This window comes from Woronichinia naegeliana WA131 (assembly GCA_025370055.1).
Classification (GTDB): domain Bacteria; phylum Cyanobacteriota; class Cyanobacteriia; order Cyanobacteriales; family Microcystaceae; genus Woronichinia; species Woronichinia naegeliana.
On sequence record CP073041.1, the window covers coordinates 2,159,412 to 2,177,119 of the forward strand.

Consider the following 17,708-nt stretch of genomic DNA (forward strand, 5'->3'; position numbering starts at 1 on the left):
TCGGATGTCCGATTTTCTTTTCTCCACTTACCCCCCTCGAGAACTTCCCACTGTCTAGTCATGAAAAGCAAGCTAAAAAACGGTTTCGCATATTATCAAAGTTCATAAATCCATAAGCTTGACGCTTGATTAGTTTAAGATAATTATTAATTCCTCAAAATTAATGCTCTCCAGAAAAAGCTTGATCTAATCAATTAAACCCCTCGAAATCCCATAAACATTTCCATTGCTTCACGGGGATTAATTTTTTCTAGCCTTGGAGTTTTATTAATTTGTGTTCGGTTGCCAATCAAACTTAAAATAAAGCCAATTAATAAAAAAATACCACCACAATATTGAGCAAAGGTGGGGATTTCTCTTAAAATCAAATAGGCCATAAAAATAGCCAGCATTGGGTTCAATAAATTGGCCATATTGAGTTCGGTAGAAGTTGCATTTTTTAGACCTGCTAACCAGCAAAGTTTACCCATAACGACAATCACGGCAGCATACAACAACATCCATTGCCAAAGAAAAGGGGATAACACATCCATAAAATGTTCTGGCCCGTATAGAATATTGGCTAATATAAAGAAAAGGATCGTGCCTAAAATATTTCTATAAATGGAGAAAATACCTAAGGGAATCGTTTGTAACTGCAATTTATTAGTAACACTAGAAATCGCACCAATCACAGCAGCGATCGCCACTAAAAGTTCTCCCGTTCCAATCTGAAAACCCGCGATCGCCGGATTTTGACCTAAACTTCCTAATAAAACCGTAACCACAATTCCAGCAAAGGAAATGAGAGACCCTGCCACTGTCCAATGATCAAGGCGAATTCCCAAAAACCAAACACTCAAAGCGAGGATTAAGAGGGGTTCAAGACGGCCAATTAAAACCACGTTAGTCACGTTTGCTTGTCCCAGGGCAGTAAACATTAATGCCGGAGCAATGCCCCCTGATAAAATACCTGTAACCGTTAAGCCAATCCAATCTTTACGAGGGATAGTTTTCAGTTTTTCGAGTTTCCAATCTTGATGAAAGATGAGAGACATTAATCCCAAAGCACAAAGATTTCCCACAAATAAAACATTGCAAAGGGAAATAGGATTTCTGCCATCAATCAAATGAGCTTGGCCAATTTCAACAATTTTACGGGTGAGGGAATTCGACGCTGCAAAGATCAAAACAGCAATACCAAGATAGGCTGGGTTGGGAAATTGCTTCAGAAATTCCTCTAGATGATTAGCAAATTTCATGATTTTTAATTTTTACCATCTCAAATAACAGATTTATTTAAATTGTAGACAGGTTTTATTAGTAGAATCACATTGATAAATATAATGCTCTTGCCAATGGAGCGGAATTTCTAATAAATCCCTAGAGCCGGTTATTCCTTGACCGATAAACAATAGTAAGGCAAAACAATTGAGAATAATATGGACAGTGCGCCAACGGTTTTGGCGATCTTGATAAATATCCTGAATAATTGCAACGGAAAAAACCATCAATAAAGCGGCAATCATGCCATAGTAAAAATGGGAAACAAACCATTCATTGTTTCGTCGATAAATCTCTGGCTGACTCCCTAAGAGAACGAGTCCCATTCCTGTTAGTGTAGCAAAAATGCCTCTTCCCAGTTTAGCTTTTGACTTAAACAAGAAGACAAAGGCAGTAATCGTTAATAGCAGAATAATGGTAACTCCCAAAACTCGCAGAGGTTCCGTTGTAAAAAGATCATGACTCCACATTTTGGAGAAGATGCCATAGGTCATACCGAGTAAAGCCACACCAACGACTGAACTGCTCAATAATTTACCGATCGCCACATGTTCGGAACCAACCATCGGCGGAATTTTACTTTTTTGACCCTCTTTAGTTTGCAAACGACGTTGACGAGTGAGAATCGCCCGATTGACCACAATCCCGATTAAAGGAAAGACCACTACAATAGCGATCGCCGGATGTAATAACGCCAAGATATCTTGCAATTCCATCTTAAAAATCCTTTAACTTATAACTAGGAGAAAATCAAACTAAATTTCCATTAATTTGCCACAAAAAGAGATAGCAAAATAGCGATCGCGTCAGTGGGTTCGTAGCGTTGAGTATAATCCACATTAATATAAGCTAGAGCAATATGACCCCGGCGATCGATGATAAAAGTGGCAGGAATTGGAAGTAGCCAATCGTCAGTCCCATTGTAATCAGGAAGGGCATGACCTAATTCGGTATAAAGTGACCGAAGAGAATCAGGAACCTCAAAAACAAGGCCATAATCACGGGCAATTTGACAGTTACGATCACTGAGAAGATCAAAGGTAATTGTATTTTTAAGGGCCGTTTTTTGGGAGGCCTCGGCAGTTTGAGGAGAAATCCCTAAAATTGAGCTTTCTAAGGCCTGAATTTTGACTAATAGTCCTTGATAGGCTCGCAATTCTAGATTGCAATAGGGACACCAATGACCAAAATAAAAGTTGAGAAGAACGGCTCCTTGATTTAACTGTTCAGAGAGACAGATCGATTGGCCTCTGGTATTGGAGAGGACAAAATCAGGGGCTTTATCCTCAACTCTTAAGATTCTTCGATTTTGAAAATCTCTGGCTAAATTCTGAGTTGCCTCTTGTAGGATCGCCACTTTTTCCGAAGGAAATTTTTTCCTAAATTCCCGTTGAAATTTATAAAGTTCAAGTTGTAAATTCACAAAACTTCCCGATAAAAGTTGGAAAATTTCCCCCTAAATTATCTTTGCAAAGGGGGATTTGTGACCAATAATATTGCAGGGAAAATTATTTAACTTCGTCGGCTGGAAACTTCACAACCTTTCCTTTTTTGACGGCAACAACCACATCATAGGTGGCACAATAGGAAAAGGTGACATCATTAGCTTTGTTGTAAAGATTAACGACCATTCCAGCACCACCAGGTTGTACCCCAAGCGGCTCTAAATCACCAAAGAAAAAGCGTCGTAATTGATCGCCATTGCCAATTTGTCCTTTATTTTTAGTGACGATTTCAATCTTTTCCTGAGCCGTCATCCCCGGAGTTCCCATTTCCATCGCGGCCACTGAGTTTTGAAATTGGGGAATAAAGCTATGAATGGCCACATCTCCCACGCTGATCATGGTCGCGATCGCGAAAGGTGCGAGTAAAGGACTGAGAGATTTGAGTTTTAACATCTTCGTGGTTGGGGTGAGAGCGGTTGATGAGATCATCATCATCTATTTCACTTTCGTTGAGAAGCAGGCAAAATAGAATAAGGTATATGCCATTTTGGAATAGGGACTTATGGATCGCATTGCCTGTATGCAGAGTTTTGTTCGGGCGATTGAAATGAATAGTTTTTCTGCCGTAGCGCGGGAACAACAGACAACCCAACCCACCATTAGTAAACAAATTGCTGCTTTAGAAAAATATTTAGGAGTACAATTACTGACTCGTTCTACCACTAATTTAAGCTTAACAGAGGAGGGAACAAAGTACTATCAATACTGTCAGCAAATTTTGGAAACCGTGGCGGAGGCAGAGGCCAGTTTAACCGGAAAAGAACGAGCAACGGGTATTTTGCGCTTGGGTTGTCCCGTGCTGTTTGGACAAATGCAGATTGTTCCTCGCCTAAAAGCCTTTATGAGTCGCTATCCTGATGTCAAGGTGGATCTGATGATGGCAGATTATTTTGTAGATATTGTTCAGGAAGGTTTAGATCTCTTAATTCGCATTGGTAATCGCCAGGATAATGCTTTGATCAGCGATCGCATCGGTACAACACGTCGAGTCACAGTGGCCACCACTGGTTATTTTGAGCAAGCAGGTGAACCCCAAACTCCCGAAGATTTAGTTCACCATAATTGCATCGTTTATACTCGTCTGGCAACGGTGAATGAGTGGCATTTTCAGACCAAAGAAGGACTGATTAAGGTGCTAGTGAAAGGCTGTTTTCAAACCAATAGTTCGGTTGCCATTCGTGCAGCAGTATTGTCGGGTTTAGGAATTGCGATCGCGCCGGTTTGGATGTTTGGCGATGAAATTTATCGAGGCGACCTTGAAGTTGTACTACAAGATTATCAACCTACACCTTTACCTAGGGCTTGCTGAAAAAAGCTGAAACCTTTACGGAGAAAAATAGTAGGCGAATTAAGAACCGCTAGAATGCACGAAAATAGGGTAGAATGCCTCAAAACCATTGCATTAAGAAGAGAGAAAGCAGATGTACCGAAAGCAACAGTACTCAATTGAAACACCAGAAAACTTGAAAAATCTGTTCGGCGGGCAGTTAGACGAAGAAAATCGTTGGATAGAAATGTCAAAAATGATTCTTTGGGAAGAATATGAGGAAGAATATGCAAAAAACTTCACAGAAAAAAAAGGAGCCCCAGCCAAATCATTTAGAATGGCATTAGGAGCATTAATTATCAAAGAAATTTCAGGAAAAAGTGACAGAGAAACAGTAGAACAAATAAAAGAGAACCCTTATTTACAGTACTTTATAGGAATGGAAAGCTATAGTAGCAAAGAAGCATTTAATGCGTCAATGATGGTTCATTTTCGTAAAAAAATAGGAATGGAATTAATAAATAAAATTAATAAAGAAATAGAAAAAAAAGCGACGGGTGTAGCGTCAGAAAAAAAAGAAAATGAAGGAAAGTTATTGTTAGATGCGACTTGTACACCAGCAGATATAAAATATCCAACGGATATAGGAATATTGAATGATGCCAGAGAAAAAACAGAAAAAATAATAGATAAGCTGTATGAAGAAATAAAAGAGAAAAGGAAAGAAAAGCCGAGGACTTATAGGGAAGTGGCAAGAAAAGAGTACTTAGCCATAGCAAAAAAACGTCGTGTGTCAAAAAAAGAAAGAAGAAAAGGAACAAAAAAACAACTAGGATATATAAAAAGAAACTTGTCTCATATAGAAAAAATGATAGAAGAGGGAGCAAAGTTAGAAAAACTAACGAAAAAAGAGCAAGAAGAGCTTGTAACGATAGGAAAAGTGTATGAGCAACAGTTAGAAATGTATGAAAAAAAGACAAATAAAGTAGAAAACAGAATTGTGAGTGTAAGCCAACCTCACGTGCGTCCAATAGTGCGTGGAAAAGCGGGAAAAGCAGTAGAGTTTGGAGCTAAAATATCGGCAAGTAATGTGAATGGCTTTGTCTTCTTAGACAAATTAAGTTGGGATAATTACAACGAATCGGGAGATTTACAAGCGCGAATAGAAGAATATAAAAGGGAAACAGGATGTTATCCGGAATCGGTTCATGTGGATAAAATCTATCGAACAAAAGCGAATCGAGCTTATTGTAAAGAAAGGGATATAAGAATGAGTGGTCCCCGATTGGGAAGACCGCCGAAAGAGGTGAGCAAAGAAAAAAAGAAAGAGGCACGCTCAGATGAAAGAGTGCGTAATGCCATTGAGGGTAAATTCGGACAGGGAAAGAGGAAATTTAGTCTTGGTCGAGTGATGGCCAAACTACCTGAGACCTCGGAAACGGTAATTGCGATGAACTTTTTGGTAATGAATCTTTCTACTCTACTTCAGAAGACAAAAAGTAAAAAGTTGTAGAGTCGTTTTTCTTGTGAAAAATGGTGTTAATTTTCCTCTCTTTTGTGAGGAGTGATTTGTGTTGACCTTTTTAGACAGAAAGGAACAATAGATTAAACAAAATCTGTATTTTGATTTGTTTCCATAAGGATAAGTTATCTATGCTTTTTCAGTCCATACTTCCCTAACCCACATTTCTTTCGTTTTTTGACTTTTTCAGCAAGCCCTACCTATTCATGCAGTTTATCGTCGCAGCCGTTTTTATCCTGCTAAAATCACATCTTTTATTGATTTTTTATCAGAAGAGTTTAAACTTGATCCTTGGGTTTCTAGTTACGGCACAATTGTATTTAATTAAGTTCATCAAATTAGTCGATTTAATCCAGAAGTGTTGAACGTCGAAAAAGGTGAATAAAATCAGCGTCTTGCTTTCAGCCTTTTTTCTTCATTATAGCTCTCCTTCTCTGGCACAAGAGAGATATTTGAGTAGAGTTGCTTATTGACGGAAGACACAGTATGATGAGCACAATTGCCAATCCCCCTCTTAGAGCAGTCCCTTTGTTCTAGTCTATCCGGCTATCTTTGAGCAATCATTAAACTTTGTCAATATTATGAAAAATATTACAACCCTGAACACCTTGGCCAACCACAAATTACCCTTAGCCTTATTATTCTTGATTGCGCTCAGTTCTGTTGGTAGTGGATTTTTAACTTTTAAACTAGGAGAAGAAGCGATCAAAGGAGTCGCTCAACCCGAAGTCAATCCAACTCAAAAACTGATTGATAAACCAGCTGTTAAAGCAGGAGAAAGTCGGCCTCAAGTTGCTTTTCAGCCCTTAAATATTAGTAAAGTTACGAAGGAAGTTAAAGCCTACATCGCCTCTCAACAAAAAACTACTAAGGCCAATGTTAAAGATTCCGCCCAGTCTAAGAATGCTAAAGCTAAAACCGAAAAAACCAAGTCATCAACCGCTACAGCTCAATCCCCTTCGACTGAGGGTCAGTCATCTGCAAAAAAAAACTAACGGATCAGTCCCTTAATGATGCTTTTCCCCTAACCACCCAATCCCAGGGAGTTAAACTGGTCATTGAACGGGCCCAATCCCAGGAAAGCTCTCTCATTCTTTCTGTGAAGTTGATGAATACGGGGAACAAACCTGTTGAATTTCTCTATAGCTTTTTGGAAGTCAAGGATAGCAATGGTCAATCTCTTAATGCGATCGCCGAAGATTTACCAGACACTTTACCGGCTGGTGGCAAACCCTATAGGGGGACAATTCAAATTCCTGCTAGTGTAATCACCGATAGTGATTTTATTTCGTTAAAATTATCGGATTATCCTCAACAAAAAGTGACCCTCGGTTTTGACAAAATTCCTATCGGTCAATAACTACTTCAAAATTTATGCTTGCGTCTTTTTTGCCGCCTTGGTATCTACGACAAGGTTTTGCGATGACCTTGTACTCAGCTTGGTATGCGAGTCGGACTTGGGAAAAAACGGTAATTGAAGCCGAACCGCCTTATCAATCCCGTATCTTTTGGGGTGCGGGGGGAGTGCCGATCTATGGTCAAATTGCCATTCCTCCCCAGGCGAAAGCAACCTTAGTGGCAACCTATGGGATTACCGGCGATCTAGACAATCAATGGTTTTTACGTTTATTGGGCAGAAAAGCCTATGCTCAAGGCTATGCAGTAGTTTTATTTGATTGGCGAGGCCATGGGAAAACAGCAGAATTATCGCCAACCCTAACTTCCGATGGCCTGTATGAAGGGGAGGATTTTGTGCGAATTGCTTCCCAGGCAAAGGCTCTTGGTTGTCCTACCCCTCTTTGGTTAGCGGGTTATTCTCTAGGAGGACAATTAGCCCTCTGGGGGGTCAAAATGGCTCAAACGGTGCAGACCTGGGGAAGAGATCTCAATTTAGAGGCAACCGATATTGGGGGGGGAGCGGTAATTTGTCCGAGCTTGGATTCAGAGCGATCGCTGCGCTATTTAATGGCCCATCCCTTGGGTAAATATGTGGAAAAGGCTATTACTAAAGAGTTAAATAAGTTAGCTTGGAAATTGCATCAATATCATCCCCAGGACATTGATCCTGATGCTATTCAACGAGCCACTAGTATCTGGGGCTTTGATCAAGAATTAGTCATTCCTCGCCTCGGTTTTGCTACTGTTTCAGATTATTATGCTGCCAGTAGTGCCTTACCCCTATTATCCCAACTGCGTAAACCCACTCTCATTCTCTACGCAGCCGATGATCCTCTCTTTGACCCGGCCTTAGTGACAGAGCTACAAGATTTAAGCGCAGACAATCCCCACATTGAACTAGCGTTAACTCGCTTTGGTGGCCATGTCGGTTATATCAGTGGTCAAAAAGGTCAACAGCTATCAGGAGACAGCGATCGCTGGTGGGCCTTAAATCGTCTTTTAGATTGGTTTAATCAGCAATCGGCTACCCTTCAGACTGTTAGTGCTCGACCTTTAACAGTGTTTTAAGCTTTTTTGCTAGTTCTGGTTTCTAGGCACTGGCGTAGTCTGATCAAAGCCGAAAAAATCTATGGTGTAAGGCTTGGAGGAAATGGAAAAATAGTTCTAGTTCCGCAGAAGTTTGTGGGGAGTAGAAAGTAGAGGATAGCGACCATTGAGAGTTGTGAGTTAGCCAAACCTAGTAATTTATAGCCTTTCTCCATTGACCCAGGGAATATTTCTGGATGTTTATTGGATTAAAATAATTAGCGATCGCATTCCTTGGTTTTTAATAAACGCGATCGCAATGAGACAATTTTTCTATTCTTAATCTAACTCGATCTGAACCCAAATACTCCGAAAGTATTTTTCTGGATTCTCACTATCTTTAATGTCCTTACACTCTTGACCATCTACCCGTCGAATTGTACCGTCATCACTTAAAATCTGAAAGTGATCGCTGAGGTGGGGATAAAATAAAACGGATTCTGGACGAAAATCGGTAGGAAGAGTTAAATCAATGAGTTCAGGATTTTCGTTAGGGTTGCCAGACCATAAATATAGGGCAAAGCGATCGCCGCCCCCCACTTCACCAGCAATAATAATATAGGCTTTAATGACTGACCAATACTCAATACTACGGACTCCAAATCCGTTTAAGTCTAATAAAATAGGCTCACCAAATTGCGCTTTAGTGTCGGTTTGAGTCACTAATGCTAAGGGATTTTTGAGGGGAACTAACAAAGCTTTATTGTCAGGAAGCGGACTACGAAAACCGATTAACAAGTCTCCTTCAGGGGTTGTAGTTAAACCTTCAATATTTAAACCTCCTTCTTTTGGGGCAATTTTTTCTGCTATTTTAAGATTAAATTGATTGAATAGAGGATTTTCTAAAATATCGGGTAAAACCAATTTCTGGTAAGGTCGCCCCGTAACCTCTAAAATTGCATCATTGTCAAAAAATTGAACAGCAAAGAACTGATGACGTTTTTCTTTGAAATTTCCTCTTTTACTCCGTCCATGGGAGGTAATCCAATAGGAAAAATCACCAAGAGTTGTCACCCCTTCAATATCAATTTCTTCGTCATCTTGAGGAGAAAAATGTTCATTAATGTTCACACTTTCAATAACTTTACCAGACTGATGAGAATCATACGATCTTAGTATATTATCTTCATCGTTCCCGACAAAAAAACGATCTTCTCCAAAAGGTACAGCCGCCGATGCGTCACAAATCCCAAAGTGTTTAAGGGGGTCAGCAGAAACAATGGAAAATTTTAAGCTAATCATGATTTAGGTTCCTCCTAATGGTTAGTAGAAAAGTCTTAATTTATCCAGACTAAAACAATAGCAATGGTAGCGGGTAAGGTTTGTAGAAACAAGGTTTTGATATTTCGAGGTTGGGTTGGGTCTTTGCTGGGAAGGGTTAAGGCTCCAAATATCCCTGCGATCGCCACACAAATCAGAAAAAAGAGTCGTAATTCAAAAGCATTTTCCTTGGCAAAAACTGACCAAAAGAGTCCTGCGGCAATAAAGCTGTTGTAAATTCCTGCGTTTTTGGCGATCGGGGCAGTTTTAATAGCATCTTCAGGGGAAAAGCCAAATAGTTCTTCTAACAGGCAAGTAGTGAAGAAAATCTCTCCCACTGCAAAACCAAAATGAATTAAGCCATTAAAAATGATCACGATTTGTGTTAGTAATGTCATTGAAATTAACTCCTATTCGATAGTAATAGTAATAGTAAAAGTTAAGTCTTTTAGAGGTTGGTTCTGAGAATTAAAAGGTTGCAAAGTAACAGGGCGATCTTTGCCTGGGTTACGAAAGGTTTGAGTAAATGTCCAAGTATTTGCTACGTCAGTCAGTTCGGCGATCGCAAAGGGGCCACCAGGGCCAATCGTCGCTTTAATTTTTGTTACTTCAGGTTTAGCCGTGCCAGAAAAAGTGACAGGTGTATTAAGCGAAAAAAGTTGTCCCGACGTAGGTTGATCCAATTTCAACACTGACTCGCTATTCGTTTTTAATTTTGCAAATCGTTTAGGGGCTTCTGATTGAATTTTAGCTAAAGCTTCGCCAATTCAAAAATGCTGATTTAGGCTAACTCTTCAGTTAAGATACGTCGAATAATTTCAGTGACAGCTACGGCCAAATTTGTATCTCGGCCATCAAAATTACCAGAAGACATAGGAGTTGGACACCTCAAAGTAAAGGCAAAAGTTCTTAATTTACCTGGTGTAAAACGGCGATCAACAAATTTCACAAAAGCGGTATAGGTCATTGAACCAGAAGTTGCTGATATACATTGGTGTCAACTTAAGCCAAAAGCCTTGCTAAATAAGGATCGTAGGATGGATTATGCGATGCTAACCCATCATCAATCAACGATTAATCAAGCGTTATAGTTTCTAATCCTCCGAAATAAGGCTCAACGGCTCGTCATCAAACGGTTCCAAAGCCTTAATTAGCAAGAGTTACACGTTAAGTTGACACGGATGAAGCCTTGCGCCCAAAAGTCGCAAATTGAACTTAAGCAATGAAGTCGTTCCAAATTTTAAGGAGATAAACACATTCTATGCAAACTTACACCGTTAAGTCGGGAGATACCCTCAGAGGGATTGCCCTCAGATTCTATGGGAACGCATCACAATTTCTTGTTATTCAGGAAGCAAATGATCTGAGTGATCCGAACCAAATTGCAGTCGGTCAAGTTCTCGAAATTCCTGATCTTGATGGCAGTGATGCTAATAATCCCTTGGCAGATTTCCATCGCGCTTTTAACAATGGGGTTCGTTGGCGATTAACAACCGATGGAGTTGAAATTGAAGGTAGCGGTATTGAAAGAACCAGTGGAACTCCCACTACTGCAACTACAATTTGGACAAATTTTAATAGTGACATTAACAAGTGGTCACAAGCCTTTAATGTTCCTGCGGTGATTATTATTGCGACGATTGCTACTGAATCGAGTGGCATAGTTGACGCAATTCGCAAAGAGCCTGACTATATTGATGATATCCGAACTCCGAATCAAATTAGTGTCGGTTTAATGCAAACCTTAATTTCTACTGCACGCGGAACTCTTCATGACAGAAAAATAGACCGAGGCGATCTTAAAAACTCAAATATTTCTATTAAAGCAGGAACCTCTTTTATTGCCGATCAACGTTCAAAGACATTATTAGACCCACCGAAAGTTGCTTGTGCTTATAATGCGGGTTCACTTATTGAAAACAGGAGTTCGAGTAATCGTTGGCGGATGCGTCAATTTCCTATCGGGACTTCAGCCCACTGCGATCGCTTTATTCAATTTTTTAATGATGCGGTCTTTGTGCTAAAAACGACTCCTCTGCCAGTGAGCGTTGATTATAAGGAGTTTTATTCACTGTAATCAATCTAATGGGGTGATGAAAACTCACCCTAATTTCTACTAAATTCCAATTCATTTCACCTTTACATTCTACAAATGCTTACTCTAAAAATCATCCAAGATACCTTTGCAAAATTATCCACAAAGCCAGCAAATACTCTATCAGATAGTCAAAAGCTCTTTATTAATGTTGGCAATGAAGGGAAAGATTTAGGCATTAAATCTTATATTAAACAGGGCAATCATATTCTGGTACAACTTCAAGAACCATTAGGAAGTCTAGGTAAGTCTATCTTTTTCTTTGCTGATCATATTCAAGTTGAGGAAATTCGAGGCGTTTGGTTGACTAGTATTGACAGTGATATTCTTTTCTCTAAAGACAATATTCAAACAGGTTTAACAAAACTAAAAGAATCTGGATTTAACACGCTTTACCCGGTTGTATGGAATAATGGTTTTGTCTTTTTTCGATCTACTGTTGCGGATAATACAGTCAATGCTGATGTGGCAAACTTACATTCCGCTAATCTTCAGCAATTATTAGCAGGACGAGATATTCTCGCAGAAATCATTGAGATTAACCAGGATTTAGGAAAACCGTTTCGGATTATTCCCTGGTTAGAATACGGCCTAATGGTTCCCCCTAATTCATCTTTAGCAAAAAATAAACCAGCATGGTTAATGGAAACTAATACTGGTGGAAAAATTGTCAATGGTAATGCTTGGCTGAACCCCACTCATCCTGAAGTACAAGGTTTCTTTAAAAGTTTAATTGGTGAACTTGTACAAGACTACGCAATTGATGGTATTCAACTCGATGATCATTTTGGTCTTCCTAAGGATATAGGATTTGATGATTTTACTATTGCACTTTTTAAGAGCAAAAATCCTGGTGCAGCAAATCCAATCAGTAATCCTAATTCTGAAAAATTTAAAGTTTGGCGAAAAAGCAAAGTTACCGAACTATTACGTTTAATTTTTAACACGGTTAAAGGAATCAAAAAAGACTGTATTGTTTCTGTTTCTCCAAACCCGCTTGCTTTTTCTATTGATAACTTCCTCGCTGATTGGCAAGCCTGGGAACAGGAAGGGATTGCAGAAGAGATCGTTCTTCAAGTTTATCGTCCTAGTCTTTCTGCTTTCAACGGTGAAATTATTAAAACAGAAGTAGAAATAGCCCGCAAGCATATACCAACCGTTATTGGTATTTTATCGGGTCTAAATGGAAAACGAGTTCATCTTGATCTTATTCGCAGTCAAACTCAATCAACCCGCGATCGCGACTTTGCGGGTTATTCTTATTTCTTCTATGGCAGTTTATTTGACTTAGGCGCTGATGGAGATACTCCTGAAAGCCGACAAGCTGAATTTGCCACTTTACTTGCCAGCGATCGCTTTGTTTAAACCAATCAACCTTATTTTTACGGAAAAATCATCATGGCTAACAAAACACTGACTGCTCTCGTTAACACGGTTATCAAGAAATCCCCTCAAGCTAGTAGTAGTCTCCCTGATTCTGAAAAATTCGCCTTGGCTAAGGGTGAAACTCTCGATATTATTCATTATCGTTCTGCTAGTAATGTTCATTGGGAAATTGAATTAGCAACTCCTAAAGATGGTGAAACAAAATGGTTTGGATTTATTCCTCATATTGATATTTCCTCTGATTCAAACTTCAAAACAAAGCTAAAAGATACTGCTGAAAGTGAATGGAACTTTTTTGAAAAGGGAACTAAAAAGGAACGGGAAGATGGCTTTTGGCAACGCATTGTTCAATACTGGAACGAAGCCCTTAGCAGAAGAGATATTGACAATCCGACTGATGTTGGCAATGTTCCCTGGTCAGCCGCGTTTATCTCTTGGGTGATGAAACAATCAGGGGCTGGTAATCAGTTTCAATATAATGCGAGTCATTCAGTTTATATTCGAGGTGCAATCAAAAAGCGTAAAGACCAAGCAAAAGATGCGGCTTTTATTGCTTTTAAAATTGATGAAATCTCCCCAGAAGTGGGTGATCTAGTTTGCGCTCCTCGTGAGAAAGGAATTACCTATGATACCACCAGTAATTATATTTCTCACTGTGATTTAGTCGTCGCTAAACGGTCAAATGAAATTGATATTATCGGTGGTAATGTTAGTGATTCTGTCACCCAAAAAACGCTTAAGCTAGATGCTAATGGTAAAGTTAAAGACGCGACTCGTCCTTGGTTTGTAGTCATCAAAAACTTATTCTAGGAGAAAATCATAATGGCAACACTTGAAGACATTATTACAACCAATATAGTTCTGACCCGATCTCAACTCAGAGCCGATAAAAAGTTAGTGATGGAAATTCAGTCTAAACTTGCTAATTTGGGTTTTTATCCTGGTGGCGGCTGGATTGACGGTGACATTGGCAATGATGGTCGGGATACCTTTACTTGGAAAGGATTGGGAACGTTTTGTCAGGCATTGGGTTTAACGGGTTTGCCGACCACCGCGATCGCCATTAATAAAGCTATTGCTCAGAAACTATTAAGTACAAAACAGGTTGATTCAGTCTTAAAAACGGCTACCCAAAGTTCAATTCTTGCCCGTTTGCAGGCTATTCAAAACAAATCACCAATTGTCAATGGCAATACTCCTGGTTCAGGTTTTGTTGCTCGAACTTTAGCAAAATCTCCTTTCCAATCTTTCGTTGCTGACTATCCCACTTTTTTGGCACAAAAGCCTGATGGAACTACAATTATTTCCTACGGTGACAGTTTCACTTTATCCACAGGGACAGTCGTTAACTTTAGTGATTATCCCGATTTAGGAGAAAAACCAACTATTGATAATAATGGTTTGAGCTTTCTTTCCAGTAATATCAGTCATGCTTGTCTTTGTATTGGTAGTTTTAGTGACGGTGGAAGCCAAATCAAAGCCCATTGGTTGGGAAAAAATGCCTTAAATTCTACTAATTTATGGTGGAGTACTAGTAAATTTATTGGTGTTTTAAACGCAGTTTGTCAAATTAATCAAAAATCAATTAACACCGACGTTGATGATTGTGTCATTATCAAATCAGCAAGCACCCGCTATCGTTTTCACGATTTAGTCAAAGATATGGTGAGTTATCAGGGTTTATCCTCCTCTAATGCGATCGGTGTTTTATTTAAAAGCTTTACCAAACGAGAAGTTTTAAGCAATTGGATTAAGCAATTAACAGGAAATAATACCCTAGATTTTCGAGGTTCCTATGCTTCCGATCCTTTAGTCAGTCCTGCTGAAGTTACTGATACTACTCTTAGAATGGGAAACCCTGTTTTATCTTCCACCGATCTGGGAGCTGCAACTGATACGAACTCCCTAGCGGCCTATGATTTAGTGCGTTTAATCTCTATGTTGGGATGGCATTTACATTTACCAGCAACGGCTAAACTTCCTTCTGCCCAATGGAAAAGTCTAGAAAGTGTTGTACGGGCAATGGGGCATGATACAGCGCGTTATGTAGATGTTGCTTTAGAAACCCTTGGTGTTGTCAACGTCATTGGTGAACCTGTGATTATTTCCAAAGTTGGTTGGGGGGATATATCAGCGACGAGATTCTCCTAGCCTGTTGTCTTTACACCTCTGGAGAAAAAATGTTTCAGTCTCTTGCTCAATTTGCGGCTGACCCGGCCTATGATATTTTGGGGTCTCAGCGTCAACCGCTCTCACCTATTTTTTCGCCCAAAACCGTTGCCGTCATTGGTGCCACCGATAAGCCCAATAGTGTGGGTCGTACCCTGATTTGGAATTTAGTCAGTAATCCTTTTGGGGGTAGTATTTTCCCCGTTAACCCTAAGCGTAGCAACGTGTTAGGCATTCCGGCCTATGCTTCCGTCAAAAAGATTCCCGTTCCCATTGATTTAGCCATTATTGCAACTCCAGCCCCAACCATTCCGGCTATCATTCAAGATTGCATTGATGTGGAAGTCAAGGGAGCCATTATTATTTCGGCGGGTTTTCGGGAAATTGGGGCAGCAGGTTTGGCCTTAGAGCAACAAATTCGAGCGATCGCCTTGGGAAAACTGCGAATTATCGGGCCCAACTGTTTAGGGTTAATGAATCCCCATAGCGGACTGAATGCCACTTTTGCTAGTAAGATGGCCCAACCTGGAAATTTAGGCTTTATTAGTCAAAGCGGGGCCCTCTGCACGGCGGTATTGGATTGGAGTTTTCCTGAACACGTTGGCTTTAGTGCCTTTGTCTCAGTTGGCTCGATGCTAGATGTGGATTGGGGAGATTTAATTTATTACCTAGGCGATGATCCCAGAACTAAAGCGATCGTCCTTTATATGGAATCCATCATTAATGCCCGTTCTTTTCTTTCGGCGGCGCGGGAAGTTGCTCTGACTAAACCGATTGTCGTTATTAAGGCGGGTCAAACTGAAGCCTCTGCCAAGGCGGCCACTTCCCACACAGGGGCCTTGGCTGGCAGTCAAGAAGTATTAGCAGCAGCGTTTCGTCGTTGTGGCGTTTTACAGGTTGAACGTATTTCCGAATTATTTGACCTAGCCGAAGTGTTTGCCAAGCAGCCTCGTCATCCCCAGGGGCCCAATTTAGGAATTATTACCAATGCTGGTGGGCCGGGGGTATTGGCGACCGATGCGTTAATTAAGACAGGGGGACAGTTAGCGGAATTAGAACCAGCAACCCTGGAGAAACTCAATCAGGTTTTACCATCCCATTGGAGTCATGGTAATCCCATTGATATTTTGGGAGATGCGGACAGCGATCGCTATGCGAAGGCCTTAGAGATTGTGCTAGAAGATGCCAATACAGACGGGCTTTTAGTGATTTTGACTCCCCAGGCCATGACCAATCCAACCCAAACGGCCCAACAATTAATTGCTTCAACCCTGGCTACCCAGAAACCGATTATTGCCAGTTGGATGGGAGGCGAGGAAGTCTCAGAAGGGGAATTAATTCTCAATAAAAACCATATTCCCACTTACCGTTATCCCGATGCAGCGGCCCGTTTGTTTAATGCGCTATGGCACTATAGCTATAATCTGAAGGGAATTTATGAAACCCCGACTTTACCGAGAGATGAGGATAACATTCCAGAACGCTCTCAGGTAACGGAAATGATCACGCAGGCTCTTAATAGCGGACGCACCCTACTAACAGAAGTAGAATCCAAAACCTTGTTGGCAGCCTATGGTCTGCCAGTGGTCAAAACAGGGATTGCCAAAACGGAGTCAGAGGCTCTGGCCCTGGCGGAAGAAATTGGTTATCCGGTGGTCTTGAAACTTTGGTCAGAAACCATTACCCATAAAACCGATGTGGGAGGGGTACAGCTTAATTTGACCAGTGCGAAGGCGGTGCAGTGGGCCTATCAAGAAATTCGGTCTTCGGTGACAAAACAAGTGGGCGCAGAGCATTTTCTGGGGGTGACAGTACAGCCGATGCTGAATCCCGATGGTAGCTATGAATTAATTATTGGTAGTAGTCTCGATCCGCAGTTTGGCCCGGTTTTATTGTTTGGTACAGGTGGCCAATTAGTCGAAATTTTCCAAGATCGGGCGATCGCCTTACCACCGCTTAACACCACACTGGCCCGTCGTTTGATGGAACAAACCAAGATCTATAAAGCCCTTCAGGGAATACGGGGACGAAAAGCGATCGATATTGCTGCCCTAGAGCATTTATTAGTGAAATTTAGTCAGTTAGTCGTAGAACAACCTCGGATCAAAGAAATTGACATCAATCCCTTATTGGTTTCCAATGAACGGATTACAGCCCTAGACGCTCGTATTATTCTCCATCCCGCTAGTCTAGCGGATAGTGATTTACCTAAATCCGCCATTCGTCCCTACCCACTTCAATACATTGCTCCTTATCAACTACGCAATGGTCAAACGGTGACAATCCGCCCCATTCGTCCCGAAGATGAACCTTTAATGGTCAAGTTCCATCAAACCCTTTCTGAGCAGAGTGTGTATTTCCGTTATTTCCATCTTTTGGCCCAGAGTTCTTTGATTGCTCACGAACGGCTCACCCGCATTTGTTTTATTGACTATGACCGAGAAATGGCCCTCGTTGCAGTCTTACTCAATCCTGAAACCCAGGAACCAGAGATTTTAGCAGTGGGACGCTTGACTCAATTACATGGTGTCAAAGAAGGTGAATTTGCTATGTTAGTCAGTGATCCTTGGCATGGTCAAGGTTTAGGCTCAGAATTACTGCGGCGTTTAGTGCAAATTGGTCGAGATGAAACACTAGAAACCATTCGGGCCGATATTCTGCTTCAAAACCGAGCCATGCAACGAGTTTGTGAAAAGGTTGGTTTTCAGTTACGACGAACCCCAAGCCTCGTCTATGCAGAACTTCAACTCTAGCAAT

General features: G+C 40.7%; 17 protein-coding genes and 1 pseudogene. 10 read left to right on the plus strand and 8 right to left on the minus strand.

Annotated features, from left to right (window positions below):
• Window positions 1–194: 194 nt before the first annotated feature.
• From KA717_11035 to KA717_11050, 4 genes are all read right to left on the minus strand, one after another.
• A complete protein-coding gene (locus tag KA717_11035) occupies window positions 195–1,241 on the minus strand; it encodes a DMT family transporter (GenBank protein ID UXE63144.1) in 1,047 nt (348 codons plus the stop codon).
• 33 nt (window positions 1,242–1,274) lie between these two features.
• Window positions 1,275–1,979, minus strand: a complete 705-nt coding sequence (locus KA717_11040; GenBank protein UXE63145.1) for a DUF4079 domain-containing protein — start codon at window positions 1,977–1,979, stop codon at window positions 1,275–1,277.
• A gap of 50 nt (window positions 1,980–2,029) precedes the next feature.
• Entirely contained in the window at window positions 2,030–2,686 is a 657-nt protein-coding gene (locus KA717_11045) for an AhpC/TSA family protein (protein UXE63146.1), read from the minus strand.
• Window positions 2,687–2,771: 85 nt separating this feature from the next.
• A complete protein-coding gene (locus KA717_11050; protein UXE63147.1) occupies window positions 2,772–3,203 on the minus strand; it encodes a hypothetical protein in 432 nt (143 codons plus the stop codon).
• 67 nt (window positions 3,204–3,270) lie between these two features.
• On the opposite strand from KA717_11050, the gene KA717_11055 reads away from it, so the two are divergent.
• From KA717_11055 to KA717_11075, 5 genes and pseudogenes are all read left to right on the plus strand, one after another.
• The gene (locus KA717_11055; protein UXE63148.1) at window positions 3,271–4,077 is read left to right on the plus strand and encodes a LysR family transcriptional regulator; all 807 of its coding nucleotides are present in this window, start codon (window positions 3,271–3,273) and stop codon (window positions 4,075–4,077) included.
• 112 nt (window positions 4,078–4,189) lie between these two features.
• Window positions 4,190–5,527 (plus strand): annotated as a pseudogene (locus KA717_11060) (IS5 family transposase).
• A gap of 611 nt (window positions 5,528–6,138) precedes the next feature.
• Window positions 6,139–6,552 (plus strand): hypothetical protein, encoded by a 414-nt coding sequence (locus KA717_11065; protein ID UXE63149.1) that lies wholly within the window; start codon window positions 6,139–6,141, stop codon window positions 6,550–6,552.
• Between the two features lie 113 nt (window positions 6,553–6,665).
• Window positions 6,666–6,917, plus strand: a complete 252-nt coding sequence (locus tag KA717_11070; protein ID UXE63150.1) for a hypothetical protein — start codon at window positions 6,666–6,668, stop codon at window positions 6,915–6,917.
• Between the two features lie 14 nt (window positions 6,918–6,931).
• Window positions 6,932–8,023: an alpha/beta fold hydrolase gene (locus KA717_11075; GenBank protein ID UXE63151.1), complete on the plus strand. Its 1,092-nt coding sequence runs from the start codon at window positions 6,932–6,934 to the stop codon at window positions 8,021–8,023.
• A gap of 297 nt (window positions 8,024–8,320) precedes the next feature.
• Here KA717_11075 and KA717_11080 read toward each other — a convergent pair whose 3' ends face one another.
• The 4 genes from KA717_11080 to KA717_11095 form a co-directional block, all read right to left on the minus strand.
• Window positions 8,321–9,283: a DUF3616 domain-containing protein gene (locus KA717_11080; GenBank protein UXE63152.1), complete on the minus strand. Its 963-nt coding sequence runs from the start codon at window positions 9,281–9,283 to the stop codon at window positions 8,321–8,323.
• 35 nt (window positions 9,284–9,318) lie between these two features.
• Window positions 9,319–9,699, minus strand: coding sequence for a DUF1304 domain-containing protein (locus KA717_11085; protein ID UXE63153.1), 381 nt, complete (start codon window positions 9,697–9,699; stop codon window positions 9,319–9,321).
• 12 nt (window positions 9,700–9,711) lie between these two features.
• On the minus strand, window positions 9,712–9,993 hold the full coding sequence (locus KA717_11090; protein UXE63154.1) for a hypothetical protein: 282 nt from the start codon (window positions 9,991–9,993) through the stop codon (window positions 9,712–9,714).
• Window positions 9,994–10,082: 89 nt separating this feature from the next.
• On the minus strand, window positions 10,083–10,268 hold the full coding sequence (locus KA717_11095; GenBank protein ID UXE63155.1) for a hypothetical protein: 186 nt from the start codon (window positions 10,266–10,268) through the stop codon (window positions 10,083–10,085).
• 294 nt (window positions 10,269–10,562) lie between these two features.
• Between KA717_11095 and KA717_11100 the strand changes: the two genes are divergently transcribed.
• The 5 genes from KA717_11100 to KA717_11120 all read left to right on the plus strand — a co-directional run bounded on the left by KA717_11100 (window position 10,563) and on the right by KA717_11120 (window position 17,704).
• Window positions 10,563–11,378, plus strand: a complete 816-nt coding sequence (locus KA717_11100; GenBank protein ID UXE63156.1) for a transglycosylase SLT domain-containing protein — start codon at window positions 10,563–10,565, stop codon at window positions 11,376–11,378.
• A gap of 75 nt (window positions 11,379–11,453) precedes the next feature.
• Complete coding sequence (locus tag KA717_11105; GenBank protein ID UXE63157.1) at window positions 11,454–12,761, plus strand: family 10 glycosylhydrolase; 1,308 nt, start codon at window positions 11,454–11,456, stop codon at window positions 12,759–12,761.
• Window positions 12,762–12,794: 33 nt separating this feature from the next.
• Window positions 12,795–13,592 carry a DUF2272 domain-containing protein gene (locus KA717_11110; GenBank protein UXE63158.1) on the plus strand — a complete coding sequence of 266 codons (798 nt, stop codon included), beginning with the start codon at window positions 12,795–12,797 and terminating at the stop codon, window positions 13,590–13,592.
• Between the two features lie 12 nt (window positions 13,593–13,604).
• Window positions 13,605–14,933, plus strand: a complete 1,329-nt coding sequence (locus KA717_11115) for a hypothetical protein (protein UXE63159.1) — start codon at window positions 13,605–13,607, stop codon at window positions 14,931–14,933.
• Between the two features lie 29 nt (window positions 14,934–14,962).
• Window positions 14,963–17,704 (plus strand): bifunctional acetate--CoA ligase family protein/GNAT family N-acetyltransferase, encoded by a 2,742-nt coding sequence (locus KA717_11120; protein UXE63160.1) that lies wholly within the window; start codon window positions 14,963–14,965, stop codon window positions 17,702–17,704.
• Window positions 17,705–17,708: the final 4 nt, after the last annotated feature.

What these genes read in the sequence shown, in the direction of transcription:
- KA717_11050 (UXE63147.1), bottom strand. Translation starts at nt 3,203, where the DNA reads ATGATGATGATCTCATCAACCGCTCTCACCCCAACCACGAAGATGTTA.
- KA717_11105 (UXE63157.1), top strand. Translation starts at nt 11,454, where the DNA reads ATGCTTACTCTAAAAATCATCCAAGATACCTTTGCAAAATTATCCACA.
- KA717_11040 (UXE63145.1), bottom strand. Translation starts at nt 1,979, where the DNA reads ATGGAATTGCAAGATATCTTGGCGTTATTACATCCGGCGATCGCTATT.
- KA717_11070 (UXE63150.1), top strand. Translation starts at nt 6,666, where the DNA reads ATGAATACGGGGAACAAACCTGTTGAATTTCTCTATAGCTTTTTGGAA.
- KA717_11085 (UXE63153.1), bottom strand. Translation starts at nt 9,699, where the DNA reads ATGACATTACTAACACAAATCGTGATCATTTTTAATGGCTTAATTCAT.
- KA717_11065 (UXE63149.1), top strand. Translation starts at nt 6,139, where the DNA reads ATGAAAAATATTACAACCCTGAACACCTTGGCCAACCACAAATTACCC.
- KA717_11110 (UXE63158.1), top strand. Translation starts at nt 12,795, where the DNA reads ATGGCTAACAAAACACTGACTGCTCTCGTTAACACGGTTATCAAGAAA.
- KA717_11100 (UXE63156.1), top strand. Translation starts at nt 10,563, where the DNA reads ATGCAAACTTACACCGTTAAGTCGGGAGATACCCTCAGAGGGATTGCC.
- KA717_11120 (UXE63160.1), top strand. Translation starts at nt 14,963, where the DNA reads ATGTTTCAGTCTCTTGCTCAATTTGCGGCTGACCCGGCCTATGATATT.
- KA717_11095 (UXE63155.1), bottom strand. Translation starts at nt 10,268, where the DNA reads ATGACCTATACCGCTTTTGTGAAATTTGTTGATCGCCGTTTTACACCA.
- KA717_11080 (UXE63152.1), bottom strand. Translation starts at nt 9,283, where the DNA reads ATGATTAGCTTAAAATTTTCCATTGTTTCTGCTGACCCCCTTAAACAC.
- KA717_11035 (UXE63144.1), bottom strand. Translation starts at nt 1,241, where the DNA reads ATGAAATTTGCTAATCATCTAGAGGAATTTCTGAAGCAATTTCCCAAC.
- KA717_11115 (UXE63159.1), top strand. Translation starts at nt 13,605, where the DNA reads ATGGCAACACTTGAAGACATTATTACAACCAATATAGTTCTGACCCGA.
- KA717_11075 (UXE63151.1), top strand. Translation starts at nt 6,932, where the DNA reads ATGCTTGCGTCTTTTTTGCCGCCTTGGTATCTACGACAAGGTTTTGCG.
- KA717_11055 (UXE63148.1), top strand. Translation starts at nt 3,271, where the DNA reads ATGGATCGCATTGCCTGTATGCAGAGTTTTGTTCGGGCGATTGAAATG.